Origin of the sequence: Priestia sp. 40, assembly GCF_049368575.1 — a bacterium.
In the GTDB taxonomy this organism is placed as follows: Bacteria; Bacillota; Bacilli; order Bacillales; family Bacillaceae_H; genus Priestia; species Priestia zanthoxyli.
The window spans coordinates 117,338-139,628 of record NZ_JBMPZA010000025.1 but is presented as its reverse complement, the minus strand read 5'-3'; the positions used below and the strand labels follow the sequence as shown (position 1 = coordinate 139,628).

The window sequence follows — 22,291 nt, the reverse complement described above, 5'->3', positions numbered from 1 at the left end:
TAAAATACCAAAAATGGTGTATAATGCTAAAAGGTATGAATATAGAATTATATAGATTTCAACAAAATAAATCTATATGACTATATTTTAAACAATTTATTGAAGGGGGAAGGAGTATTTGAATTGTTCAAATTGTGGCCATTTTAATGATGGCGGGAAGTTTTGCGTGAAGTGCGGTCATAAATTACAAGAAGAGGCAGCTGTCAGCCAGGCGGCAGCAGCATCTGAATATCAGCCTCAGTCGCAACCAGCGTATGCGCCTCAACAGCCTAATCAGCGTGTTCGTCAGGCGAAAAAAGTGTCAAAATCATTTTTCAGTTATTTTGCAGAAGGAATTAAAAATCCAACAGCTACAGCACAAGCAGCAGGCGAAAGCCAATTCGTTAATGCTCTTATCACCGTCATTCTTTATGCTCTTAGTATACCTATTATGCTGTATGTAGGCTGGAAGCTATTGTTGATTCAATTTGTTCGAAGTATGTTCAAGCTTCCTATTATCAGTGAAGAGCTGGCTCCATCTGACATGGAGGATTTTAATACAGGCGTTGATTTGATAAAGGCCACAGATATCAACAGCATCATTCACTTTAATTTTACGGATTTTGTTTTTAAACAAGGGATTTTTATTTTTATTGGACTCGCAGTTATTATTGGAGCAACATATGTTGTAGCAAAGTTTGGAAAGGTAGACGTTTCTTTTAAAGAATTTTTCTCACGCTTTGGCACATTTTTAATTATTCCAACAGCTCTTCTTTTAATTGGGCTTGTGCTTGCATTTCTTCACGTTGAATACTTCTCTTATTTTATGAATTTTGGTTTGCTGAGTATTTTCCTTGTGGTTCCATTTACTATTGCTAGCTTTAAGCAAAGCGGAACAAGTGGGCTTGATCGTATCTATAGCACTCTTATTGTGTACGTAGTAATTACGATTGTGCTGACGTTTATTGCGAATGGTTTAGGTGAAGAAGCCAAAACCATTATTACAAGAATGGGAAACAGCAGTGAATTAAATGATCTGTTTTAAGTCGGCAGAAAGCATCGTTTACAGGGATGCTTTTTCATAACACTATAAAGGAGTGTAGAAATTGGGATATTGTAAAGAGTGTGGACATCAGTTAACCAATGAGCATCAATTTTGTCCAGAGTGTGGACATCCCGTCGAAAGAAAAGAGACTTCTAGCCAAGGAGCAAAATCACAGCGTTACGTAGAACCCGCATCAGGTTCAGTAGAGGAAGAGAGAGGATCGGTAAAACCTCCGAATAAAAAAACAAAGATTATTGCGATTTCAGGTATAGCAGCAGCTGCTATACTTGTCGGTGCTTATTACGGAATAGATAAAACAATGATGGCGCCTAAAGCCGTGTCAGAAAAATTTATTGCTTCAGTAAAGGGCAATGATGTTGATAAAGTAAAAAAATATGTAAATGATGGTCAAATTCAACTAGAAGCCAACGATGAGCAAACAAAATCATTTATTACATATCTGCACGAAAATCCGGATGTAATGAAATCAATCTCTGAAGGGTTAGCGGCAGATAGCAGAGCGCTTGAAGCAGGAGTTCCAAGCGAAGATCACTCTTCATACGCTAAGCTAGAACAAGACGGAAAAAATGGGGAATCTTTGATCATTACACGGTACAAATAAACCCTGTATATGCAAAAGCTCAGTCTACAGAAGATGCGACAGTAGTATATATTGATGGTCAAAAAGCTGGAACGGTAAGCAGTGACTCCTCTAAAAAGGTTGGTCCATTTTTACCTGGTACGCATACATTAAAAGGTGAAGTGCAAAATGATTATGGAAAAGTTGAAAATGAACAAGAGATTGAAGCTACCAACGGAGAAAATGTGAACGTTGAGTTTGATTGGTCAGATCATGCAGTATACATCTCTTCAGATTATGATGACGCGATGCTGTACGTTAATGGTAAAGACACAAAAACAGAAATTGGCGATATTGATTATTTGGGCCCACTGCCGATGGACGGTTCAGTAAAACTATATGCAAAACGTGGAGAAAAGAAAACGGAAGAAGTATCAATTAAAAAAGGCATGGAAGATGTTGCGCTTAATTTTGATGAAGAAAATACGACAGAAGCTACGGCAAAAGCATCGGCTCCTTCTAAGAATCAAGAACCAACGGACAAAGGTTCTGAAGTCAATTCTGGAGTATCTATTAGTGAAGTTTCTAGTTTTATTGAACAATATATGTACGCTACAATTTCCTCAATTAACAGTGGAGACTTCTCTATTGCAGCGCCTTATATCGATACTAACGGACCAAAATACAAGGAACAAAAAGATTATACAGCTTACCTAATCAAAAAAGGCATAACAGAGGATTTATTAAGCTTTAACGTCAATAGAGTAACAAAACTCGATGATTCTATGTATAAAGTATATACAACAGAAGAGTATGATATTTCGTACGGAGACGGCTCTGTTAAATATAAAAAATTCAACAGTATTCATAAAGTAAAAGAGTTATCTGATGGAAGCTTAGGAGTTTATCAGCTTGTTAGTTCAACTGAAGTAAAGTAAAAGCTGATAAATAGACCCTGAAACAGCAAAAACTCAGTAAGGAAAAACAATAAAAAAAGACGTCTTCTATGAGAAGACGTCTTTTTTTATGTATGATTCCAATATCAAACCCAATACCTGGGATACTGCCGATCTTGAAATAAATTATTATATACGGTAGAAATCAATACGACCACACATGCACAAATCATAATAATACCTAAATATCCCCAGCCTGCTTGAGTATTAATTGCAACAATCGCGCTAGCCGCAGCGGGAGGATGAACGGTTTTAGTAAGAATCATTAAAATAAGAACAAAAGCAAGCACAATCGCAATCGTAATAAGGCTTCGGTGAAATAAACTCCAAATAATAAGTGCAGAAACCGTTGCTAGTAAGTGCCCTCCAAGCACGTGACGAGGCTGTGATAAAGGCCCTTTATGAGCTCCGAAAACAAGCACGCAGCTTGCGCCAATTGGAGCGAGTGCCATTGGATAACCAAGCGCTAGTGCAATCGCACTGCTGATGATAATCGCAATTAAGCCTCCAATAGAAGAAACGACTGCATCTCTGTAATTGATTTTTGGTTCTTCTTTTAGTTCTCCTTTCATCTTTTTCGTATAAGAACTTAAATAAGACATAAAGGGGCTTTTTGTTTGAGAAAAACTTTTTTCAACTTCCATTTCCTAGTTCCTTTCCCTAGTGTAAGTAAAAGCTGTTTGTCAGAACATCTGCTATAATAAGTTAGTTTATAAGAAAAGAAGGATTACTAAAAGAGGAAAAACGACTTTTTTTAGTGGAAATTCTTTTTATGAACCTAAAAAGGCGTGATAGAGGGAAAAAGGGTCTCCGTGTGCAGTAAGTACAGGAGAGATGTATAATAAACCTAGAGGTGACTAAATTATGTATCTAGTAGACTACCATCATCACACAAACAATTCATTCGACTCACAGGCAGTCATGAAAGAAGTGTGCGAACAGGCTGTGAAAAACGGCATAAACGAAATTTGTTTTACCGAACACTTTTCATTAAATCCATTAGCGCCAACGTACGGTCATATGGATTTTGATAAATATGAACGAGAACTAGCGGAATGCAGAGATCAATTTCAAGGCCAGCTAGTAATTAAAAAAGGAATTGAAATTTGTGAACCGCACTATCTAAAAGAGAAGTATCAAAAAACCATGCAGCAGGAGCACTTTGATTTTATTTTAGGATCGGTTCATAACATTAATAACATCAAGCTTCGTAAACATTTGGAGCTGAACGATAAAGAAGCAATTTACCGCGCTTATTTTAATGAAATGTATAAGCTAGTAAGCGAAGCGGATATTGACGTATTGGCTCATTTAGATTTAATGAAGCGCTATGCGTTTGAGCAATATGGTATTTACGACTTTCATCAATTTAAAGATATTCTTGCGGATATTTTGAGAAAAGCAATTGATCGCAATATTGGAATTGAAATTAACACTTCAGGTATAAGAGGAAAGCTGGGCGAAGCATTGCCGGCACTTGAAGTTGTTGGCCTGTACCGCGATTTAGGCGGAGAAATCTTAACAATCGGATCTGATTCACACTTTGCCGAAACCGTAGGAGCACATATGAAAGAAGCGGTTGAAATGGCGAAACAGTGCGGATTTACGGAGATTTATACGTTTGACCAGCGTCAGCCAAAAGGAATTCGTATTTAATAAAATTGTGTTTCACAATTGCTTCAAACGTTTTTTATACACGTGTTTCTATGAGGAAATGGTAGAAGAATAATGAGCATAAAATACAAAAAGCACGCTCTGATCTGAGCGTGCTTTTTGTGTTCAATTCTGCTTAAACTCTTTTAAAAACGTTCGGACTTCTTCTATGGTCAGCCCCATTGCGCGAGCTGTTTGCATAAGACTTATCCATTCCTGATCGATCGACAGTACATTCTCTTCTTTCATTACGATTCATCCACCCTTTGCCAGGGAACTCAGCCGTCATAGCCAAAAGAGGCCTTAGACCTGAAGCTTTGCGTCACTATTTTTCAATAATTTTGCCTTTGTCTGGATAATTTGTAATAGTTACCATATATAACCTATGTTCATTATATAGTATGTTTGTCATGAATGCTGTCGAAATAGGTCGATTGTCATAAAAAAATCAAATAATTAGTCAACTAATGTATCCATTTTTTTTCTGAATTTTAAATAGGAATGAAATTCAGTAAATTCCTCTTTGGTCATTCCATCGTTAATTGCTTCTTCTATTAAAGAAAGCCACTCGTTGCTTAGAGATAGTTTTGAAGAAAATTTAAAATCTCTGCTTCCTGCTTCAATTAATTCATCAATTGTTGTATTAAGAGAAAAAGCTATTTTCTCTAGCATGTGAATAGACGGGTTATTGTTTAGGCCTTTTTCTAAATGAGATAAATATGACTTTGAGATACGGGCTTTTTCAGCTAAGCGTGTAATAGAATATCCGTTTTTTAATCGTAAAGTTTTAATTTTGGTTCCTATCACGTTAAGTTCATCCTTTTCTTATATCCTTTTTGTTCATTATAACGCATATTAGTTTATTTTTATGTATTTAATTATAAAAAGGGTTCTTTATAACGAATGACTTCTTGTTTTTAGAAGCTTTTTTAGTTCGAAAGTCTCTAGTGAAGTTTATAGTTGGTTCATAGAAATCCTTCACAATAAAGATAGAAACCTACAAGACAGGAGAGATAACCATGATCTGGAAAACTGAGTGGACAAAATGGAGCCATCACAGCGCGCTGCCAAGTGACGTGCACAAACAAGTGACTAACGTGACCAAAAGTGAATGAGAAGAGGCCTTTTACAAACAGCAAAACATGACGCTTCATGATGGGCTAATAGAGCTTTATGACACCTACGGCTACTACAAAGAGTCTCTTACTTCTTTCACTTTAAAAGGAAAGGACGGAGCCGAACAAATTGATCGTATTGTAAACAGCTTTCGTGAGAATTCACCAACAGAAATAGCGGGTGCGGCAGTCGAGAAAATAGAAGATGATCAACGCGAAATAAGAATCAATTTGCTCACCGCTCAGCAAGAAAGAATGAACTGGCCTTCGTCAAATGCACTCAAATTTTGGCTGCAAGGCGGCTCCTGGTTTGCGATTCGCCCCTCAGGCACAGAGCCAAAAGTGAAGTTTTATTTTGGAGTAAAGCAAGAGACGGAAAGTGAAAGTAAAAAGAGATTAAAAGAAGTAGAAACAAACGTCATCAATATGACCGAAAGGATTGTGTACTAACGGAGAAAAGACGCGCTGATTGCTTCAGCGCGTTTTTTATGCCAATAAAAATTCAAAAATGTACTATGGATAGAACAAGCCTCATGACCGATAGATATAACGAAGTGCAAGGGAAAGCAAATCAGCGAAAAGGGGATATGGTATGGGGGTATTGCGCAATTTAAGTATTTATCGAAAGCTATTAATCATGGTTATCATTTCGACGATTTCATTAATTACAGTAGTAGTCATCAGCTATTTCTACACACAGCGAATTGCTGACAGCTCGGAGTCTATGTATAATGACCGCCTGCAGCCAATCAGACAGTTAGGGCAAATTCGTACAAATAACCGAGCGATTGATGCAAATACGCTTGAAATGATTTTATCAAAAGATGAAAACTATCAGCGTAAGCGTCTCGATGAAATTCAAGAAAAAGAAGCTGAAAATAACAAGCTCATGGCACAGTATAAAAAAACATTTTTGCTAGATAGTGAAAAAGAAAAATTAGCTGTATATGAAGAGAATATTGGCAACTTAACACAAGCAAGAAGTGAAGCCATACAGCTTGCTCAAGATGAAAAAGGAGACGAAGCCTATAACGTTTTTTCTAAACAAATCGTCACGCTGCGTACGACCATAAACAACACGCTAGATGATCTTCAAACGATAAACAATGAGGAAGCAAAAAGCATTTATCAAAAAAATAAGCAAAGCGTAAAATCAGCCGTTACGACTCTTTTACTCGTCAGCGCGTTGGTCATCCTACTTACAATAGGGATTGGACTTCTGATTGCACGCATGATTACAAAGCCGTTAAATGATATTAAAAACCTCATGGAAACAGCAAAAGACGGAGATTTTCAAGTGCAAGGCACCTACGAATCCAAAGATGAAATTGGCTTACTTACAGCATCATTTAATAAAATGATTGGGGGATTAAAAGAAATGATTATGTCCGTTGGAAATATTTCATCGACGGTTGCGGCTTCTTCAGAAGAACTAAGCGCCAGCGCAGAACAAAACAATAGTGCTATTGAACATATTTCAAGCATTACTGAAAAACTAGCCTCAGGATCCAACCATCAAGTGAATCAAATTCAAGAAAGCTCCACCATTATTCACCGCATTACGAACCAAACATCAGAAGTTGTTGAAAACGTCGAGCAAATCACTAAACGAGCTCTCGACACGGCTGCAATCTCAAATAGCGGAACAGCGACCGTTGAAACAGCAGCCAAACAAATGAAATCAATCAACGAAAATGTCACTGAACTCTCATCTGTTTTTCAAGGCCTTAGCGAACACTCAGCGAAAATTAGTCAAATTAACGATGTCATCACAACCATTGCCGATCAAACAAATCTGCTTGCTTTGAACGCAGCTATTGAAGCTGCAAGAGCAGGAGATCATGGAAAAGGTTTTGCTGTTGTGGCAAGTGAAGTACGAAAACTAGCAGAAGGCTCATCCAACTCAGCGAATCAAATTAAAGATCTAGTTAGCTTAATTCAAAGCGAAACAGCCCGGACGCTTCATTCTATGACGATTACCATTAAAGAAGTAAAAGAAGGCCTAGCAGTAGTTGAACAAGCTGGTACATCGTTTATGCAAATTAACGAAGCTGTGCAGCACGTAGTGAATCAAATTCAGCAGATCGGAAGCGCTATTCACAATTTAGCCAAAGACACACATGAAGTCCAGCAGGCGATTCACGAAGTTAACGGTATCGCTGAAGAAGCGGCAGCCGGTGCGCAAAATGTATCAGCCACAACGGAAGAACAGCTTGCTTCCATGGAGGAAATTGCTTCATCGGCAATGGATTTAGCAAATATGTCAGAGGAACTACAAGAGTTGATTGCGAGATTTAAAATCTAAGAAAAAGCATGGAGCACTCGCTCCATGCTTTTTGTATGAAGTAGATGGAACAGTTTTTTATTTATGAAGGGAAGATAAAGATATTTTGGATATATTACAATTTATTTAGAACTATAGGTTTGTTGATGGGTGAAACTTTTTATCTACTTTAAGTAAAAATAAGTAAATATATATACCAAAAGTATGTGTTTTGTTATAAAATAGTTTTGCTGCAAAATATTACATAAGGTCTTTGGTCTTATAACCTGAGGACAAAACTATATATTAATTGGAACGAGGGGATTTTATTGCCTAAAACTGCACCTGTACTTATTTTTTCAAATAATGATTATCCAGAGTTAATGAAATTCAAGATTTATGAAGGCTGCTATTTTATGCCTTCTAACGTAGCTGTACATACACAAGTGAAAAACGCTGACTATTTAATAGACAGCAGTGGTTCAGGAGTATATAGAAGTCAATTTATTATGAATCCAAGCGACTGGGTTACTGCTTTAGAAGAAGCTGGTCATCATATTTCAAGTGACTTTATCGGTCGAGATATGAGAGGTTCGTTGTGTGGATTTATCAGTAATAAATCTGCTCAAGAAAGTATGATTATCCCAGATCCTTTTGGAAGCGCTATTGTCTTCTATTACCGCTCGCGTTCAATTACTGTTTTCTCAACCGATATTGATTCAATTGTTAGCGTGTTAAGCAGTGTAGGTATTTCACTTCAAAAGTCTATGGATTATTTGAATGAAGTTATTGGAACAGGGAATGGAGGCTTTTTTGAATCAAGCTATGAAGAGATTCAAGCGCTTAAACCTTTTGAATACGTAACGTCTACTAACAATAGTTTCTCGATTAATGAATACAGCTGGAAACAAGATTTCTTCTCAAGTGATAAGTCATATGAAGAGCAGCTTACGCTTGCTGTAGAGGAAATTAAAAATAACATAAAAGCGGTTAGCAACTATAAACATGCGGCGCACAAAATTTCTCATTTAACAGGTGGGTTTGATTCGCGCTTAGTATTGGCTGGTATACTGGGCACGGATTCAGGGCAATCTTATCGTTTCTTTTGTTCAGGCCGCCCAAATATGCCGGATCGATATACGGCTGAACGACTATGTTCTGAATTTGGATTAACAATGACAGAATACAATGGTTTTAATGCATTAAAGGCACCACAAACGTTAGAAGAACGATTTTTATGGCCATTGGATTTCTCCAGCGGTATTCTTGCTGCGTCTCCGCACCGTTTTTATGAGACGAACTCGAATATTGTGCTAAGCGGCGGTTACGGTGAATGCTTTAGATCATTTTTCGGTTCAAGGGCAGAGCTAGAGCAAATCCATGATGTAGATTCTCTAATGCCAACTTTGTGGGGGAAAATCTTTTTTGATAAAGACAAGGATAATGCTTTGCTGTCGGAAAAATTTAAAAAGCGCTTTTCACAAAAGATCAAACAATTTTTTAATGATTGCCGTGAAAATGGTCTTCGGGAAGATGCATATTTAGATTATATGTATCTCGTAATTCGAAACAGATATTACGTAGGAGTGACTTCTCACCGCTGGAGTAGTTTTGGAGCGCGGTTTGACCCGCTTTATACGCTAAACGGTATTAAGTGTGCGGTATCTGTTTCTCAGGAAATGCGTTCTGCAAATGTGGTTGGTATTGATCTGATGAATCGTTTATTTTCTGATTTATCGACTTTGCCTTTTGATCGAGAGATTTATACAGAAACGTATTCTAAACTACGCGGAAACGTAACCATAAGAGAGTTTAAAAGTGAAAGACGTCCGAAGTTTGCGCTAAGCGAGATGGTTAAGCCTGTTGAAGGTATGAAAGCCCCAAAGGCTCTGCCTGAACATATTGAAAGAGCTAAAAAGCTTAGAGCACCTCTTTGGCAAGTCGTTGAATTAGGTTCCGTGCAAGAAAAATGTTTGGAGTATCTATCAACAATGGAAACAAGAGAAATTGATGCGATGTTTAATCGTAAAATTCTATTTAGATTGCTGAGATCACCAAATCTAAGCAGCAGAGTTCACATTCGTAAAGTATTTTCAGTGTATTCTATTCTCCTTTGGTATTTCGCTGAAAAGGAAACACTACAGCCTATTGTGTGAAAAAACTTGTGTGAAGGAAGCCACTTAAATCATGGCTTCTTTTTTTATGGAAAATGTGCTTTGTAAAGTCACTAATATAATATAAAAAGAATTATGAAAATATTTCATGACTAAAGTTGTAGTTATAAATAACTATAAGTTGGTATAATTAGCTGAAAAGTTTAAATTGAACTTATAAGAGGGGAGCTAATAACGCTAGAGATGTTAATTGGAGTCAACTAAATAGATAAAAAAGTGTATTTTGATTCTGGGGAAGAAAAATGACGAGAAAGATATTGACAGTTTGTTTGATTATGTGTTGCTTGTTCTCTATTGGAAATTATGGAACGCCTGCAAAAGCACAGATTGCAGATGGAAGAATAGAGGATTTAATATCATTTACACTGGCAGAAAAAACGGTATTAATTCCTAACTATCAAACCATTACGATGAAATTTGATTCAAATAGTAGGATTCGCCAAGTATACGTTAACTATAAGATTCCTGCTGGAGGATACATGCAGGTTTCTCTGTTGAACAATGGAAATGGTGCGTACGAGGGAAGTATTGGAAGTTTTTTTAGTAAAGAAGGAGAATGGAAAGTTTCCTCTATATGGGTTGAGTATAACGATGGTCGTTTTAGCATGTATGATGACGTAGAAGAAGGAGGGTTCTATGAGTTAGACGAAGGGAATTTTAAGACCACGTCTTATCCCGATACTGCTGGGCCAGTTTTTAACGGAATTAATGCTAACAGTAAAAAAGTGAATTTATATGATTCAGTAAACGTTATTGTAAATGCTTATGATGAATATAGCGAAATAAAACGTGTGAATGTTGAGTACAAAATACCTCAAGGTGGGTATGTCTCTTTTGACGCTACCAACATAGGAAGTAATCAATTTAAGCTGCAGAATTTATATTTAGCTACATATGGATATATGGGACTAGGCCAGTTTGAATGTGTATCTGTCACGTTGATCGATAAATTTGATAACCAGACTTTTTTGTATGACTATGGAGATAATTTTGGGAATGCAGATCTAAGCGGAGGAGATTTCACAGTAGCAGAGCGGGATGTCACTGCACCTTTTAAGCCAACTGTTTATGACATTGGAGATCAGGACTCCTTGGTGCAAGGCTTTGCAGAAGATTATGCAACGGTCACAGCAAGAATTGACGGAAATGTAATAGAAACTACACAAGCGCAGTCTGGTGGATGGTTTTATATGTATATTCCTCGTCAACAAGCAGGAACGAAAATAACATTTACAGCTACAGACGAAGCTGGCAACGAAAGTGAGCAAACAGAAGTCACTGTTCAAGATCGAACGCCACCATCTGCTCCTGAAGTATATACAGTAACAGATCAAGATACGGTTGTTGCTGGTACAGCAGAAGCAGGAGCTACTGTTAGAGTCACAGGAGAAACAAACACCTATGAAGGAACGGTCGATAATCAAGGTTCATTCCAAGTGAATATAGATCGTCAAAGAAGTCTGTCTTCATTAGACGTAATAGCAATTGATGGTACAGGAAATCAAAGTGAACGAACAGTTGTGACGGTAAATGATAAAACAGCGCCGCCTACGCCGAGTGTTAATTCAGTTACTGATCGAGACACTACGGTTACTGGAACAGCAGAAGCAGGGTCATCGGTCAGTATAAAAGCAGGAAGTACACCAATTGGAAGCGCAGTAGCAAATGAAAATGGTAGTTTTACAGTTTCTATTGCGAAACAAAAAGCGGGAAGCAAACTTGCGGTAACAGCTAAAGATGCTTACGAAAATACGAGTGGAGAAGCTCAAGTTATTGTACAGGATAAGACTCCACCAGCAGCTCCAAAAGTAAATGCCGTTAGCGATTCTTCTACTGCCGTCACAGGAACAACCGAAAGCAATGCAACGGTTTACGTAAAAGCAGGTAGTAAAGTGGTTGGGAAAAATAAAGCTACAAGCAAAGGTACGTTTAGCGTAAAAATTCCTAAACAAAAAGCGGGAACAAAATTAAGTATTGTTGTACAAGATACAGCTAATAACACGAGCAAAGCTGTAGAAATCATTGTACAAGACAAAACTGCACCTACAACACCAGTTGTAAATTCTTTAACTGATCAAGGAGAAACAATAACAGGAACATCCGAGCCAAATGCTTTCATTACAGCAAAAATTGATAACAAAGTAATTGGCAGTGCAACATCAGATATAAAAGGTAACTTTTCCATCAAAATAGGAAAGCAGCTCGGAGGAGTAAAAATAAGTGTAACAGCTCGAGATAAAGCGGGTAATAGCAGTACACCAAGTGAAATAGTCGTTGAAGACAAGACACCACCTGCCTCTCCAAAAGTGAACCCTATAACTGATCAAGATGAGAGTTTAACAGGAACGGCTGAGCCTAACTCTCGTGTTGCAGCAAAAGTAGGAGCAATAACAATTGGAACAGCTACGGTTAACGATAAAGGCAGCTTTTCAGTACGGGTTAGAAAACAAAAAGCTGGAGCAAAAATCAGTCTATATGCAACAGATAAAGCAAATAACGTGAGCTCGACTGCTTATGTAAGTGTTACAGCTAAAAAGAAAGTGCCTTCTGCTCCAAAAGTTAACGAAATAGGAGACAATACTACGACTATTACGGGAACAGCAGAAAGTAATTCAACGGTTACGGCAAAAGTCGAAACGGTCGTTATCGGAAGCACTAAAGCAGGGAGTAACGGACAATTTTCAATGACGATTTCTAAGCAAAAAGCCGGAACAAAAATAGCTGTGAATGCCAAAAATAGTACGGGAGAAAGTGCACCTACAACAGTTGTGGTTAAAGATAAAACAGCACCTTCTATACCAACAGCAAATAGCATTACAGATCAGCAAACAGTTGTCACAGGAACGGCGGAACCTAATGCTCAAGTAGATGTAAAAATAGGTACGACGGTTATTGCAACAGGAATGTCTAATGCTAAAGGGGAATTTAAACTTACCATTCCTAAGCAAAAATCAGGAACAAAAATCTTTGTTACAGCAAAAGACTTAGCTGGAAATGTAAGTGCAGCTCAAACGATTACCGTTCAAGACAAAACAGCGCCATCACCTCCTGCAGTAAACAAGGTCACGAGCCAATCTACTTCTGTAACAGGTACCACAGAAGCAAATGCAAAACTTACAATTAAAATAGGTACTAGGCTGATTGGCAGCGGCGCAGCAGATGCCAAAGGGCAGTTCAAAGTCGCAATAGCAAAGCAAAAAGTAGGAACTAAGCTATCGATTACATCAACCGATTTAAGTGGAAATCAAAGTGTAGCTAAAACAGTTACCGTAGTTCAATAGAAAAAAGAGTCCTTTTCTACTTGTAGAAAAGGACTCTTTTTCGGTTTTAATTAGGTTTTAAATCAAGCATGATATAAAGTCATATCTTCAACATTATAGCATAAGGATTCGACAAATATAAACAAAAAGTTGAAAAAGTAGATGATTTAAGGATTTTATCAACTTAAGTAAAAAAAAGTAAAAAAATTAAGCGTGCCGCTGGCAAGTATGAAATTGTATCCGATATTAGAAAAGAGTGTTTTTTATGCAATATTACTAGAAAAATAGAGAAAGGTAAGGCGAAAAGAAAATGAAATTTATATTAAGAGTTGTACTAGGACTAGCTGTTGTTTTAACTCCACTAGCCTGGTTCTCTACAGCAGAAGCAGCAGGAACAGAACCTCTTGTGTCAGTAGAGTTGACAAATGATTTAGGTAGCGAAAATAGTATTACGATTCGCCCCTCAGCGTTATATCGTATTAAAGACCAAGATATAACCCTACAGGCGAACAAAGACTATGAAGTAAAAATAGCAGGCGCAGGTGTATCCTTATATCAAGCTAAAGAGAAAATTGGAGAGTTTTCTAGCTTTGAAGTTATACCTTCTACATACGATGCTACGCTTTCTATTAATGGACAGCCTTATCTAGGAAACATGTTATTTAAAAATGAAAATAACAAATATGTTCGACCAGTTAATACTCTTCCAATGGAGGACTATTTAAAAGGAGTAATTCCAAGAGAGGTATATACATCATGGGAATTAGATACATTTAAATCTCAAGCTATAGCTGCAAGATCGTATGTATTAAGTTTGCATGGTAAATTAATTAATGACTCAACTCGTTATCAAGTTTATGGAGGATACAATTGGAATGCTCGAACATCTCAAGCTGTTGATGAGACTTTTGGACAAGTTATCACATATAAAGGGAGTACTGTAAATGCAGTGTACTCTTCAAGTAATGGAGGAATCATTGAATCGAACACAAACTTTTGGGATACTCCTGTGAATACTTATTCTCAAGTTAAAGATGATCCTTATGACCCTCAAAGAATATGGATAAAGACTGTTCAAAAGCAACAAATTAATTTATCAGGAAAAGATTTGAAGAAGCCCGAACAATGGTGGGACACAACAAAAGAAGCTGATAAAACTATGACAGATCGAATTAAAAGTGAAATGCTTAAAAAGGATTTAACAGGAAAAGATATCAAGATTACAAGTATTTCAAAAGTAAATTTTTACGAGCCTACTTCTGGTAAACGCGTGACAAAAGGAGACCTTAGCGTTAAATACATCGTTAAAAATGAATTTGATAAAGATGGACAAATTGTTGAAAAGCAATGGGATTTAACAGGAAGTCTTGCAGAGGATGTTATTCGTCTAATTGACGGGAGCAGTATGCTAAGTAAATACGTAACGGATATTAATGACAATGGAACATCAATTGTTATTACGGGTAAGGGATTTGGCCATGGAATTGGTTTGAGTCAATTTGGTGCGAACACTATGGCAAAACAAGGGAAAAACTATCAAGAAATTCTCGCATTTTATTATCCTACGACTCTTTTAACAAGCGCCTATGACACAGCTTACCCAAGAGTATATCAAGTACTTCCTAATGCCCCAGAAGTAAACGACATTACATCAGAAGATACTAAGGTTACAGGAAAAGCAGCGCCTGGAAGTATCGTATATGTGAAAAAAGGCTCAACGTTGTTAGGGCGTAGTACAGTATCCAGTCAAGGTACATATTCAGTATCTATCCAACCGCAGGCAGCTAAAACGAAGATTGGTGTAGTTATTAAAGATAGTGTGGGATACAGTGCGTACACGTATAAAACAGTTATACCAAAAGCAACAAAACCACAAGCACCGACCATTAATAAAATCTATGATCAAGATACATCGGTCAGCGGAACAGCTGAAGCAAACAGTATTGTATATGTAAAAAAAGGCTCAACAGTGTTAGGAAGAGGAGTAGCAACGAAGCAAGGAACGTATAGCATTGGAATAGCGCCTCAAGCCGTTAATACAAAACTAGGCGTAACGGTGAAAAATAGCGCTGGGTATAGTGGATACACGTATATAAATGTTTCAAAAACTGTTCAAAAACCAGCTGCTCCTGTTATTCACACAGTGACTGATCAAGATACAAACGTAACAGGTACAGCTGAAGCAAACAGTATTGTGTATGTAAAAAAAGGTTTAACAGTGCTAGGAAGAGGAGTAGCAACGAAGCAAGGAACGTATAGTATTGGGATAGCATCTCAACCTGCTAAAACGAAAATTGGCGTAACGGTAAAAAATAGCGCCGGGTACAGTGTGTACACATACAGTACAGTAGTGGCAAAATACAAAGCACCTAATGCACCAGCCGTTAGTGATATGACAGACGAATCCACAGTGGTAACAGGAACGACTGAAGCAGGAAGCCTTGTATATGTTAAAGTAGGCGCAAATGTAATTGGAACAGGTACAGTAAATAGTAAGGGTGCATTTAGCGTTACCATTCCAAAGCAAGCAGTGAATACGAAACTAGGCGTAACGGCAAAAGGAAAAGGCGGGTATAGTCCTTACACCTATAAAACAGTTGTATCTTCTGGTCCTTCTGCTCCTAATGTAAATCGTGTTCGTAGCATGTCTACAACAGTTACAGGTGCAACAGAAGCTAAAAGTATCGTCTATATTAAAAAGGAATCGGAGCTAATTGGAAGAGGCGTAGCAGATAGTAAAGGAACTTTTAATGTAGCGATTAAACCACAGGCAGCCAAGACAAAAATTAGTATTACTATTAAAAATCCAAAAGGTAAATATAGCCCGTATCGTATTCTAACGGTAGGCTAATAAAAAAGCCGGAACATGTGAAACTTCACATGTTCCGGCTTTTCTTTATTCTGCTTTATAAGCAACAGAAGTTTTAGCGCTTTCTACTTTACCCGTGCTAATTCTAGAAATTAGTACATTTCCTTTTCCAGTACCAAGCTGTTTAATAGAAATCTTAGTGTAGTTAGATGCAACAGGTTTAAATGTCGCAATCAGACTTCCTTTTGAATTATAAACTTTGATAACATCATTTTTGCTTAATGATTTAACTGTAATTAAATCGTTTTTGTTTTTATTATTTTCAATCGTTACTTGTTTGGCAGCGACAGAAGGAGATGGAACAGGTTCTGCTGCATAAGGCACAGAGACCGAATCACTTTCTAAAACGCCTGATGTGGTACGTGATACAAGAATGTTTCCTTTTGCCGTGCCAAGCTGTTTAATAGAAATCTTAGCATAATTAGATGTAACGGGTTTAGATGTGGCTAATAACGCACCTTTAGTATTATACACTTTAATTACATCGCCTTTAGCTAATGACTTCACTGTTACAACGTCATTTTGGTTGTAGTTGTTAGCAACCGATACACGAGAAGGGGATAGTTTAGACGATACCGGTAGCTTTTGGAATACTGCGTTACCTAACACAACGTTGTGATATCCTTTTGCGCCTTCTTTTTGCTTAACCACGATTTTAAATTCTTGCGCTTTTGATGGGATTTGTACACCTACATTTACGATACCTGTAGACTTTGTTAAAGCTTTTGAATACAGTACTCGATTATCTGCTAAAAGTTGAATTGTAGATGACCCATAGTCGCCTTGAAGGTATGCAGAATCCAAAGCTAGTTTTGCTTTAAAGTAGTTTACTCCAGAATCTGAAAGATTGTAATTAACATAAGCATCACCGTCATAATCACTTTCAAGGATTAATCCTGAAGTTGCTAATGTTCCGTTAGAGAATCTGATAATCCCACCAAATTGTGATAAATTAGTTTCCCATGCGCCGTTACTAGCATTACCACCGATGGTAGAAGGCAAGGCCGTGTATGGAATCGATTTGTAAGACGAACCCACTTTTGATACTACGGGCTGACTGAATGTAACTGCTTGTGTTCCTTTAGCACCCTTAATCTGATTCGTTACAAGAGTTAAGTGATGTGTACCTTTAGGAATAGATACTTTCACTTTTTGAATAGGTGTTTTAGACGTATATTCCTTTTCATAAAGAAGGTAATCATCTGCGTAAATACCTACTACAGACTTACCCCAATCACCATTTACATACCTTGCATCAAGTGAAATAGATGTTTCCAGCGTGTTGTAGCCGTTACCTTCAATAGAAAATGTTGAATAACTTAACCCGCCTTCGTAGCCTGGAGTATCTAAAGAAAATCCATTAGTAATAAGATTACCATTAATATCTTCTAGGTCATGGTAAGACTCTGTACTATGATAACGCTCAGAGTTAGAGGTTCCTATAGTTATAAGAGAACTATAGGAAGAGTAAGGGACACTTAAATAAGAACCACCTTTAACAAATGTTCCGTCTTGTACAACGATAAGATGTTTACCTTTACTTCCTTCTACTTCTTTAACAATAATGAAAAAATTTTTGGTGTTTTTAGGCAATTTCACATTTACATTTATAACACCGCTACTTTTAGAAAGAGGCTTTTCGTATAGTAAACGATCATCCGCATAAAAACCCACTACAGATTTACCATAATCACCGTTGACTTCTCGAGAATCAAGAGTGACTTTCCCTTCAAAAGAAGAGTATTCTTTCCCAGATACCTTATAGCTTGCATAAGGGGAATTACCATAAAAACCTAATCCGTCATTTACTATTTTTCCATATACATCAGTGAATTTCTCCTCATCGTACCCATAAGTAGTGTAAAAATCATCCTTTGAATCCGGAGATAACGAACTTAAACGTACGCTTGAAGTTGCTGCTGAAACTTTACTAGGTAAAAAGTTACTGTAAGCAGCAACTGAGAAGAGGACAATGAATGCAATCATTGTTTTTAAAACCTGTTTATTCATACTAAAGTCTCCTTAAATTAAAATATTTTACCATTTAAATATTTTAATAGTATTAAAAGGATGAAGCAATTTAATTCACTCGACAAAATGTGACAAAAGAATTATTTTTATGGATAATATATAAGAATTAAGACCTAAATCTAGAGCGAGAAAAAAGATTAATTTATAACGGTAACGATAAAACCAAATTTTTCTCTTCATTTTTTCTAGATTGAGATAGAATAGAAATGAAGAAATTTTGCCAATAGGTAGGGAGACGAGTATTTAGCTAAAATGTCTCCATTTAGCCAAGAAACAAAAGGAGCTACACATGAAACTATCCACTAGCGAATTAACCCTTGAACTTAAAAACTTTTATCAGCTTGTAGTAACGTGTCACGGAGAACACAAACATACAAAAGTGTCGTATTACTTAATCAAAGATCAAGAAGTCATTGAAAAGATCCCGTATTCTAGAAATCATTCACATACGTTTAACTTACATGAACGAGGAAGATATAGAGTAAAAGTCTTTATCCGAAATGCTGAAGGAGAACGAACAATAAAAAATAGCGAAGATTTTCGCTATAAAGATTTTGAAACGAAAGACCACCCGGTATACCAACAGGGGATTTATTCCATCGTGGGTGTCCACCGAAACGCAGCTTTTATTAAACTATTGATGGAAAAGCATAATACAATTAGAAGTTTTATTGATACGACCAATCAATACTGCGGCCAAACTTTTTTTGATTTTCCAGTTGAAAGTCTTGAAGACATTAAAGGGGAAAACGTTACGTTAATTGCGTTAGAAGGTCTTGAACTAGAAGATTATCAAACTGAGAGCTATACCTTAAAAGTAAGTGAAACAAATATACTGACAAATAACTTACATCGCTTCCTTGCAATGGATCTTTACAAATTATCCAGAACATTTTACGAAAATGGTTTAACAAAAGGAGCAGAATATGTAAAAGACTTTATTCGTCATAAATTCAACTCTTATATTCCATACACAGCAGAAATAGGTGAAGGGACAAAACTAGGCTACGGCGGCATTGGAGTTGTTATTCAAAAATCAGCAAAAATTGGAAGAAACTGTACCATTTCACAAAATGTAACCATAGGATCACGCGGCAAGCAGCCGATTATTGGAGATAATGTATACATTGCTCCAGGGGCAATTTGTATTGGAGGTACGATTGGAGATAATGTGGTAGTAGGGGCCAATGCAGTAGTGACAAAAGATATTCCAAGTAACTGTGTCGTAGCAGGAGTGCCGGCTCAGATTATTAGTACGGATATGGAGAAGTACGAGAAATATGTAAAAAAGAATAGTGGAAGGGTACAAAAAGATCTCTAAATTCTAGAGATCTTTTTGTATCTGTAAAGCAAAAATAAAAACAAGGCACCACCAAAGGAGTCAATAGCTACATCAATAATTCGCCCATCCCGTCCAATAATAAAAGCTTGATGCAGTTCATCTAAAAAAGCAAAACAAGCGAGTAAAACCCACGCTTTTACATATCTCCAAGAACTTTTATTCAAATTCCAGTAAATTAATAGTGCTAATAAGCCGAAAAAAGAAATGTGAGCAATTTTGCGCAGAATGAACTCCAAATCAAAGCCATAAGTATACGAGGTGTAAAAAGGGCTACCAGGATGTAATATAGACCAAAGGGTTGCATTGTAATCCCAAGCAGATGAATTAGTCCAAGAGTTGGGGTTAGTAACTTTTAGGTGGGGAGTATGAGAAAAATAGGTAATAGAAAGTATCAATGCAATAACAAAAAGTCTTTTTAGTATCATACAAAAAATTCCTCTTATTTTTAGATTTATCTTCATATCTTAAGAGAAAAATAGTTGAATTGCAAGGAATTTATGAGTTAGTGTTACAATATTTCAAGGAAAGAACACAACTTTCAATTTAATATTTGAAACATATATTTCTAAACTTTAAGATGATAGAACAATCTGGTTTAGTATCATTTGCGTTTTTATAATTTTAGTTATAATGTAATTTTATTCTATTATATTTTATTTAATTAAGTTATTATATGTAAAAATAGTGATTATTAGATATATTCCATATTTTTGTTTATATTAACAATATAATGTTTCAATTTGGATTATGTTAGGTTATCTAGTGACGTGCTAAAAGGTTAGGTGTGGAGTATTTATAGTGAGAGCTGAGCTTAATATTGAAATTTGAATTGAATATTTCCCCTTTTTGTCTCTATATAAGGTTTTTATAATTTAATTAGATATACTAGAGAAGTGAATTTTAGACTTTGCAAAAGTAATACTGAATTCATTTAAACTTTTAATAAGTAAATGCAGAAAATATTTTAAGAATCAGGGGTAGAATTCTAATAATATAATAAGAATGGTGCAAAAAAGTTCCGCTAATTTCTAATTAAATTTAAGTAGAAGTGAATTATTATTTTATGTGAAAGAGCAGGCAAATATCTTACAAAGGATGCAATTATTGTGAAAAAATAGTAGAGTTGTAAAGCTATTATACATACATTTGATATTAAAAAGGTTAATAATTTTCAGTTGGAAATAGTATTTCTTATTATGATAAATGAAGAATTTAGACTATTCATCTACTTTATAATAGCTTAGATAACTTATTGCATTTAAATTTGATTGTAGTTTTGAAATTACGGTTACTTTAATTTTTTAGAGAATGTTAATTATAGTTTTTAGTGTTTTATAATTTTTAGTCATAATATCTTATACAAGAGAGGAGACAAGGGTATCAAAAAGCTCATAATTTTAATAATAAGTATCTTGTTTGTATTAGCTATTTTTCAAGGTGAAAGAGTATTAAAAGGAGATTTTTGGTTTTTAAACTCAACTTTTTCGCCAGAAACAAAAAATAAAAATAATATTAATGTCAAAGATTTTGGTGCAAAAGGGAATGGTAAATCTGATGATACTAAAGCTATACAAGAGGCTATTGATGCTGTGGATGAACAAGGGGGTATAGTATATCTTCCGCCTGGAACTTATTTAATATCCGATTCGCTTTTAATTAAAAATAAGGGGAAAATAAAAATTAAAGGATCGGGTTTTTCGAGTGTAATTAAAGCAAAAGGGGTAAAATATAGACCTGTTAATTTTTCATTAATAACTCTAGAAAACTCGAAAAGTTCTAAATTTTATTTAAGCGATGTATTATTTCAAATGGAGTACGCTGACCCAAAAAAAGCTAGTGCGATTTCTACAAAAGGTAGCGTAGTAGATGCTTCAATAAAAAATTGCTGGTTCAGTAAGACAAACATTGCTTTAAAGGGTGAATTTATCACATTAAAATTTATTGGAAATACCGTTGAATTAGGCAAAAGTGGCGGAATTTCAATAAAGGGAAGCAACTTTCGAAAAGTTTTAATTACAAATAATCATTTTTTTGCTAATAATGAAGCTCATATTAAAATTTATAACGAACAACCTCAGCAATCAGGTGTAAATAATATTTCTATTACTGGAAATCAATTTGATCAAGGTTTGGCATCTAGTTACTTAAAAGGCTTTTCTTCAAAAGGAGACGGTATAAACTTACAAGGTGTTTCCTACTTTACAATAGACGGAAATAATTTTAATGGATATACTCCAGATAAAAAAAAACCTGTTAGACAGATTGGACACGCCATAAAAGGTATCAATTGTAATAATTTTATACTAGAAAGTAATACTTACCATGGATATGTATACTCGGCAATATATTTAAAAGATAGTTCAGAGTTCAATGTACAGGGGACAGTGAAAGGATTCGATCAAGCTGGTATTTCAATAGAAAATTCCGATAACTTTGGCGTAGATGCTGTTGTTACTGATTCTAAGGTAGGGATTGTAATAAACAATAGCTCTAGGTTCAATATACGCGGCGTATATTCAGAAAATTTAGAATACGGTATGTTGATTAGTCAAAGCTCCCAAGGATTAATTGAAGCTTCCGCAACTAATAATAATTTGAGTGAATTATCAAATAGATATAATATATTTTTATCAAGAGATACAAAGCTAATTAGAGTTATAAATTCTGATTCACCTGATGCTTTACTACATAAGAAAAAGAATCATGAATATAATATTGTTCTAGACTCGACTACTTCTAATAATGCTGTGTCTAGTTTCAATCCGTTATCTATATTAAATAACGGTACGGAAAATAAAGTGGAATAAAATATTTTATTATAAAAAAGAGGACGAGATTTGGTTACATTAAATTTCATCCTCTTTTTGTAATATTCTCTGTAGTTTTTAGTGTAGTGAAATAAGTATAAAGTCCTATCTTGTTTCAAAAAATGCATTTGTTGTACTACCAATGTTGGAAACGATATCATTTAAAACCGAGACATATTTTTTAAAAAAATAAGAAAATTAAAAATAATACTGTTGA

General features: G+C 35.8%; 16 protein-coding genes and 1 riboswitch. Of the genes, 11 read left to right on the top strand and 5 right to left on the bottom strand.

Annotation, left to right across the window (positions count from 1 at the left end; genetic code table 11):
- Positions 1 to 118: 118 nt before the first annotated feature.
- The 3 genes from ACO1DI_RS25385 (at position 119) to ACO1DI_RS25375 (ending at position 2,542) form a co-directional block, all read left to right on the top strand.
- The gene (locus tag ACO1DI_RS25385; RefSeq protein ID WP_423145707.1) at positions 119 to 1,024 is read left to right on the top strand and encodes a zinc ribbon domain-containing protein; all 906 of its coding nucleotides are present in this window, start codon (positions 119 to 121) and stop codon (positions 1,022 to 1,024) included.
- A 61-nt stretch (positions 1,025 to 1,085) separates the two neighbouring features.
- Positions 1,086 to 1,646 carry a TcaA second domain-containing protein gene (locus ACO1DI_RS25380; protein ID WP_423145706.1) on the top strand — a complete coding sequence of 187 codons (561 nt, stop codon included), beginning with the start codon at positions 1,086 to 1,088 and terminating at the stop codon, positions 1,644 to 1,646.
- Complete coding sequence (locus ACO1DI_RS25375; RefSeq protein WP_423145747.1) at positions 1,619 to 2,542, top strand: TcaA NTF2-like domain-containing protein; 924 nt, start codon at positions 1,619 to 1,621, stop codon at positions 2,540 to 2,542. Before ACO1DI_RS25380 ends, ACO1DI_RS25375 begins: the two co-directional genes overlap by 28 nt.
- Positions 2,543 to 2,646: 104 nt before the next feature.
- Here ACO1DI_RS25375 and ACO1DI_RS25370 read toward each other — a convergent pair whose 3' ends face one another.
- A complete protein-coding gene (locus ACO1DI_RS25370; protein ID WP_225519218.1) occupies positions 2,647 to 3,132 on the bottom strand; it encodes an HPP family protein in 486 nt (161 codons plus the stop codon).
- A 292-nt stretch (positions 3,133 to 3,424) separates the two neighbouring features.
- Here ACO1DI_RS25370 and ACO1DI_RS25365 point away from each other — a divergent pair, with 292 nt between their 5' ends.
- The gene (locus ACO1DI_RS25365) at positions 3,425 to 4,216 is read left to right on the top strand and encodes a histidinol-phosphatase HisJ family protein (RefSeq protein ID WP_208732647.1); all 792 of its coding nucleotides are present in this window, start codon (positions 3,425 to 3,427) and stop codon (positions 4,214 to 4,216) included.
- Between the two features lie 123 nt (positions 4,217 to 4,339).
- Here the strand turns inward: ACO1DI_RS25365 and ACO1DI_RS25360 are convergent, their stop codons facing one another.
- Both ACO1DI_RS25360 and ACO1DI_RS25355 read right to left on the bottom strand, forming a co-directional pair.
- A complete protein-coding gene (locus ACO1DI_RS25360; protein WP_080968635.1) occupies positions 4,340 to 4,462 on the bottom strand; it encodes an anti-repressor SinI family protein in 123 nt (40 codons plus the stop codon).
- Between the two features lie 20 nt (positions 4,463 to 4,482).
- Positions 4,483 to 4,569, bottom strand: a riboswitch (cyclic di-GMP riboswitch).
- 100 nt (positions 4,570 to 4,669) lie between these two features.
- On the bottom strand, positions 4,670 to 5,020 hold the full coding sequence (locus ACO1DI_RS25355) for a helix-turn-helix domain-containing protein (protein ID WP_423145705.1): 351 nt from the start codon (positions 5,018 to 5,020) through the stop codon (positions 4,670 to 4,672).
- A gap of 335 nt (positions 5,021 to 5,355) precedes the next feature.
- Between ACO1DI_RS25355 and ACO1DI_RS25350 the strand changes: the two genes are divergently transcribed.
- From ACO1DI_RS25350 to ACO1DI_RS25330, 5 genes are all read left to right on the top strand, one after another.
- A complete protein-coding gene (locus tag ACO1DI_RS25350) occupies positions 5,356 to 5,778 on the top strand; it encodes a hypothetical protein (protein ID WP_423145704.1) in 423 nt (140 codons plus the stop codon).
- Positions 5,779 to 5,920: 142 nt separating this feature from the next.
- The gene (locus ACO1DI_RS25345) at positions 5,921 to 7,633 is read left to right on the top strand and encodes a methyl-accepting chemotaxis protein (RefSeq protein ID WP_423145703.1); all 1,713 of its coding nucleotides are present in this window, start codon (positions 5,921 to 5,923) and stop codon (positions 7,631 to 7,633) included.
- A gap of 287 nt (positions 7,634 to 7,920) precedes the next feature.
- Complete coding sequence (locus tag ACO1DI_RS25340) at positions 7,921 to 9,747, top strand: hypothetical protein (protein WP_208732643.1); 1,827 nt, start codon at positions 7,921 to 7,923, stop codon at positions 9,745 to 9,747.
- A gap of 260 nt (positions 9,748 to 10,007) precedes the next feature.
- Positions 10,008 to 13,046, top strand: a complete 3,039-nt coding sequence (locus ACO1DI_RS25335) for an Ig-like domain-containing protein (protein ID WP_208732642.1) — start codon at positions 10,008 to 10,010, stop codon at positions 13,044 to 13,046.
- A gap of 289 nt (positions 13,047 to 13,335) precedes the next feature.
- A complete protein-coding gene (locus tag ACO1DI_RS25330; protein WP_208732641.1) occupies positions 13,336 to 15,876 on the top strand; it encodes an Ig-like domain-containing protein in 2,541 nt (846 codons plus the stop codon).
- 45 nt (positions 15,877 to 15,921) lie between these two features.
- On the opposite strand, the gene ACO1DI_RS25325 is transcribed toward ACO1DI_RS25330, so the two are convergent.
- Positions 15,922 to 17,904 carry an NPCBM/NEW2 domain-containing protein gene (locus ACO1DI_RS25325; protein WP_423145702.1) on the bottom strand — a complete coding sequence of 661 codons (1,983 nt, stop codon included), beginning with the start codon at positions 17,902 to 17,904 and terminating at the stop codon, positions 15,922 to 15,924.
- Positions 17,905 to 18,214: 310 nt separating this feature from the next.
- Between ACO1DI_RS25325 and ACO1DI_RS25320 the strand changes: the two genes are divergently transcribed.
- Positions 18,215 to 19,246 carry a serine O-acetyltransferase gene (locus tag ACO1DI_RS25320; RefSeq protein ID WP_423145701.1) on the top strand — a complete coding sequence of 344 codons (1,032 nt, stop codon included), beginning with the start codon at positions 18,215 to 18,217 and terminating at the stop codon, positions 19,244 to 19,246.
- Here ACO1DI_RS25320 and ACO1DI_RS25315 read toward each other — a convergent pair.
- Positions 19,243 to 19,692, bottom strand: a complete 450-nt coding sequence (locus ACO1DI_RS25315; protein WP_244303091.1) for a VanZ family protein — start codon at positions 19,690 to 19,692, stop codon at positions 19,243 to 19,245. The two genes, ACO1DI_RS25320 and ACO1DI_RS25315, sit on opposite strands and share 4 nt — an antisense overlap.
- Positions 19,693 to 20,679: 987 nt before the next feature.
- Here ACO1DI_RS25315 and ACO1DI_RS25310 point away from each other — a divergent pair.
- Positions 20,680 to 22,074: a glycosyl hydrolase family 28-related protein gene (locus ACO1DI_RS25310; RefSeq protein WP_208732639.1), complete on the top strand. Its 1,395-nt coding sequence runs from the start codon at positions 20,680 to 20,682 to the stop codon at positions 22,072 to 22,074.
- Positions 22,075 to 22,291: the final 217 nt, after the last annotated feature.

What these genes read in the sequence shown, in the direction of transcription:
- ACO1DI_RS25330 (WP_208732641.1), top strand. Translation starts at nt 13,336, where the DNA reads ATGAAATTTATATTAAGAGTTGTACTAGGACTAGCTGTTGTTTTAACT.
- ACO1DI_RS25325 (WP_423145702.1), bottom strand. Translation starts at nt 17,904, where the DNA reads ATGAATAAACAGGTTTTAAAAACAATGATTGCATTCATTGTCCTCTTC.
- ACO1DI_RS25370 (WP_225519218.1), bottom strand. Translation starts at nt 3,132, where the DNA reads ATGAAAGGAGAACTAAAAGAAGAACCAAAAATCAATTACAGAGATGCA.
- ACO1DI_RS25335 (WP_208732642.1), top strand. Translation starts at nt 10,008, where the DNA reads ATGACGAGAAAGATATTGACAGTTTGTTTGATTATGTGTTGCTTGTTC.
- ACO1DI_RS25360 (WP_080968635.1), bottom strand. Translation starts at nt 4,462, where the DNA reads ATGAAAGAAGAGAATGTACTGTCGATCGATCAGGAATGGATAAGTCTT.
- ACO1DI_RS25320 (WP_423145701.1), top strand. Translation starts at nt 18,215, where the DNA reads ATGAAACTATCCACTAGCGAATTAACCCTTGAACTTAAAAACTTTTAT.
- ACO1DI_RS25345 (WP_423145703.1), top strand. Translation starts at nt 5,921, where the DNA reads ATGGGGGTATTGCGCAATTTAAGTATTTATCGAAAGCTATTAATCATG.
- ACO1DI_RS25350 (WP_423145704.1), top strand. Translation starts at nt 5,356, where the DNA reads ATGACGCTTCATGATGGGCTAATAGAGCTTTATGACACCTACGGCTAC.
- ACO1DI_RS25315 (WP_244303091.1), bottom strand. Translation starts at nt 19,692, where the DNA reads ATGATACTAAAAAGACTTTTTGTTATTGCATTGATACTTTCTATTACC.
- ACO1DI_RS25365 (WP_208732647.1), top strand. Translation starts at nt 3,425, where the DNA reads ATGTATCTAGTAGACTACCATCATCACACAAACAATTCATTCGACTCA.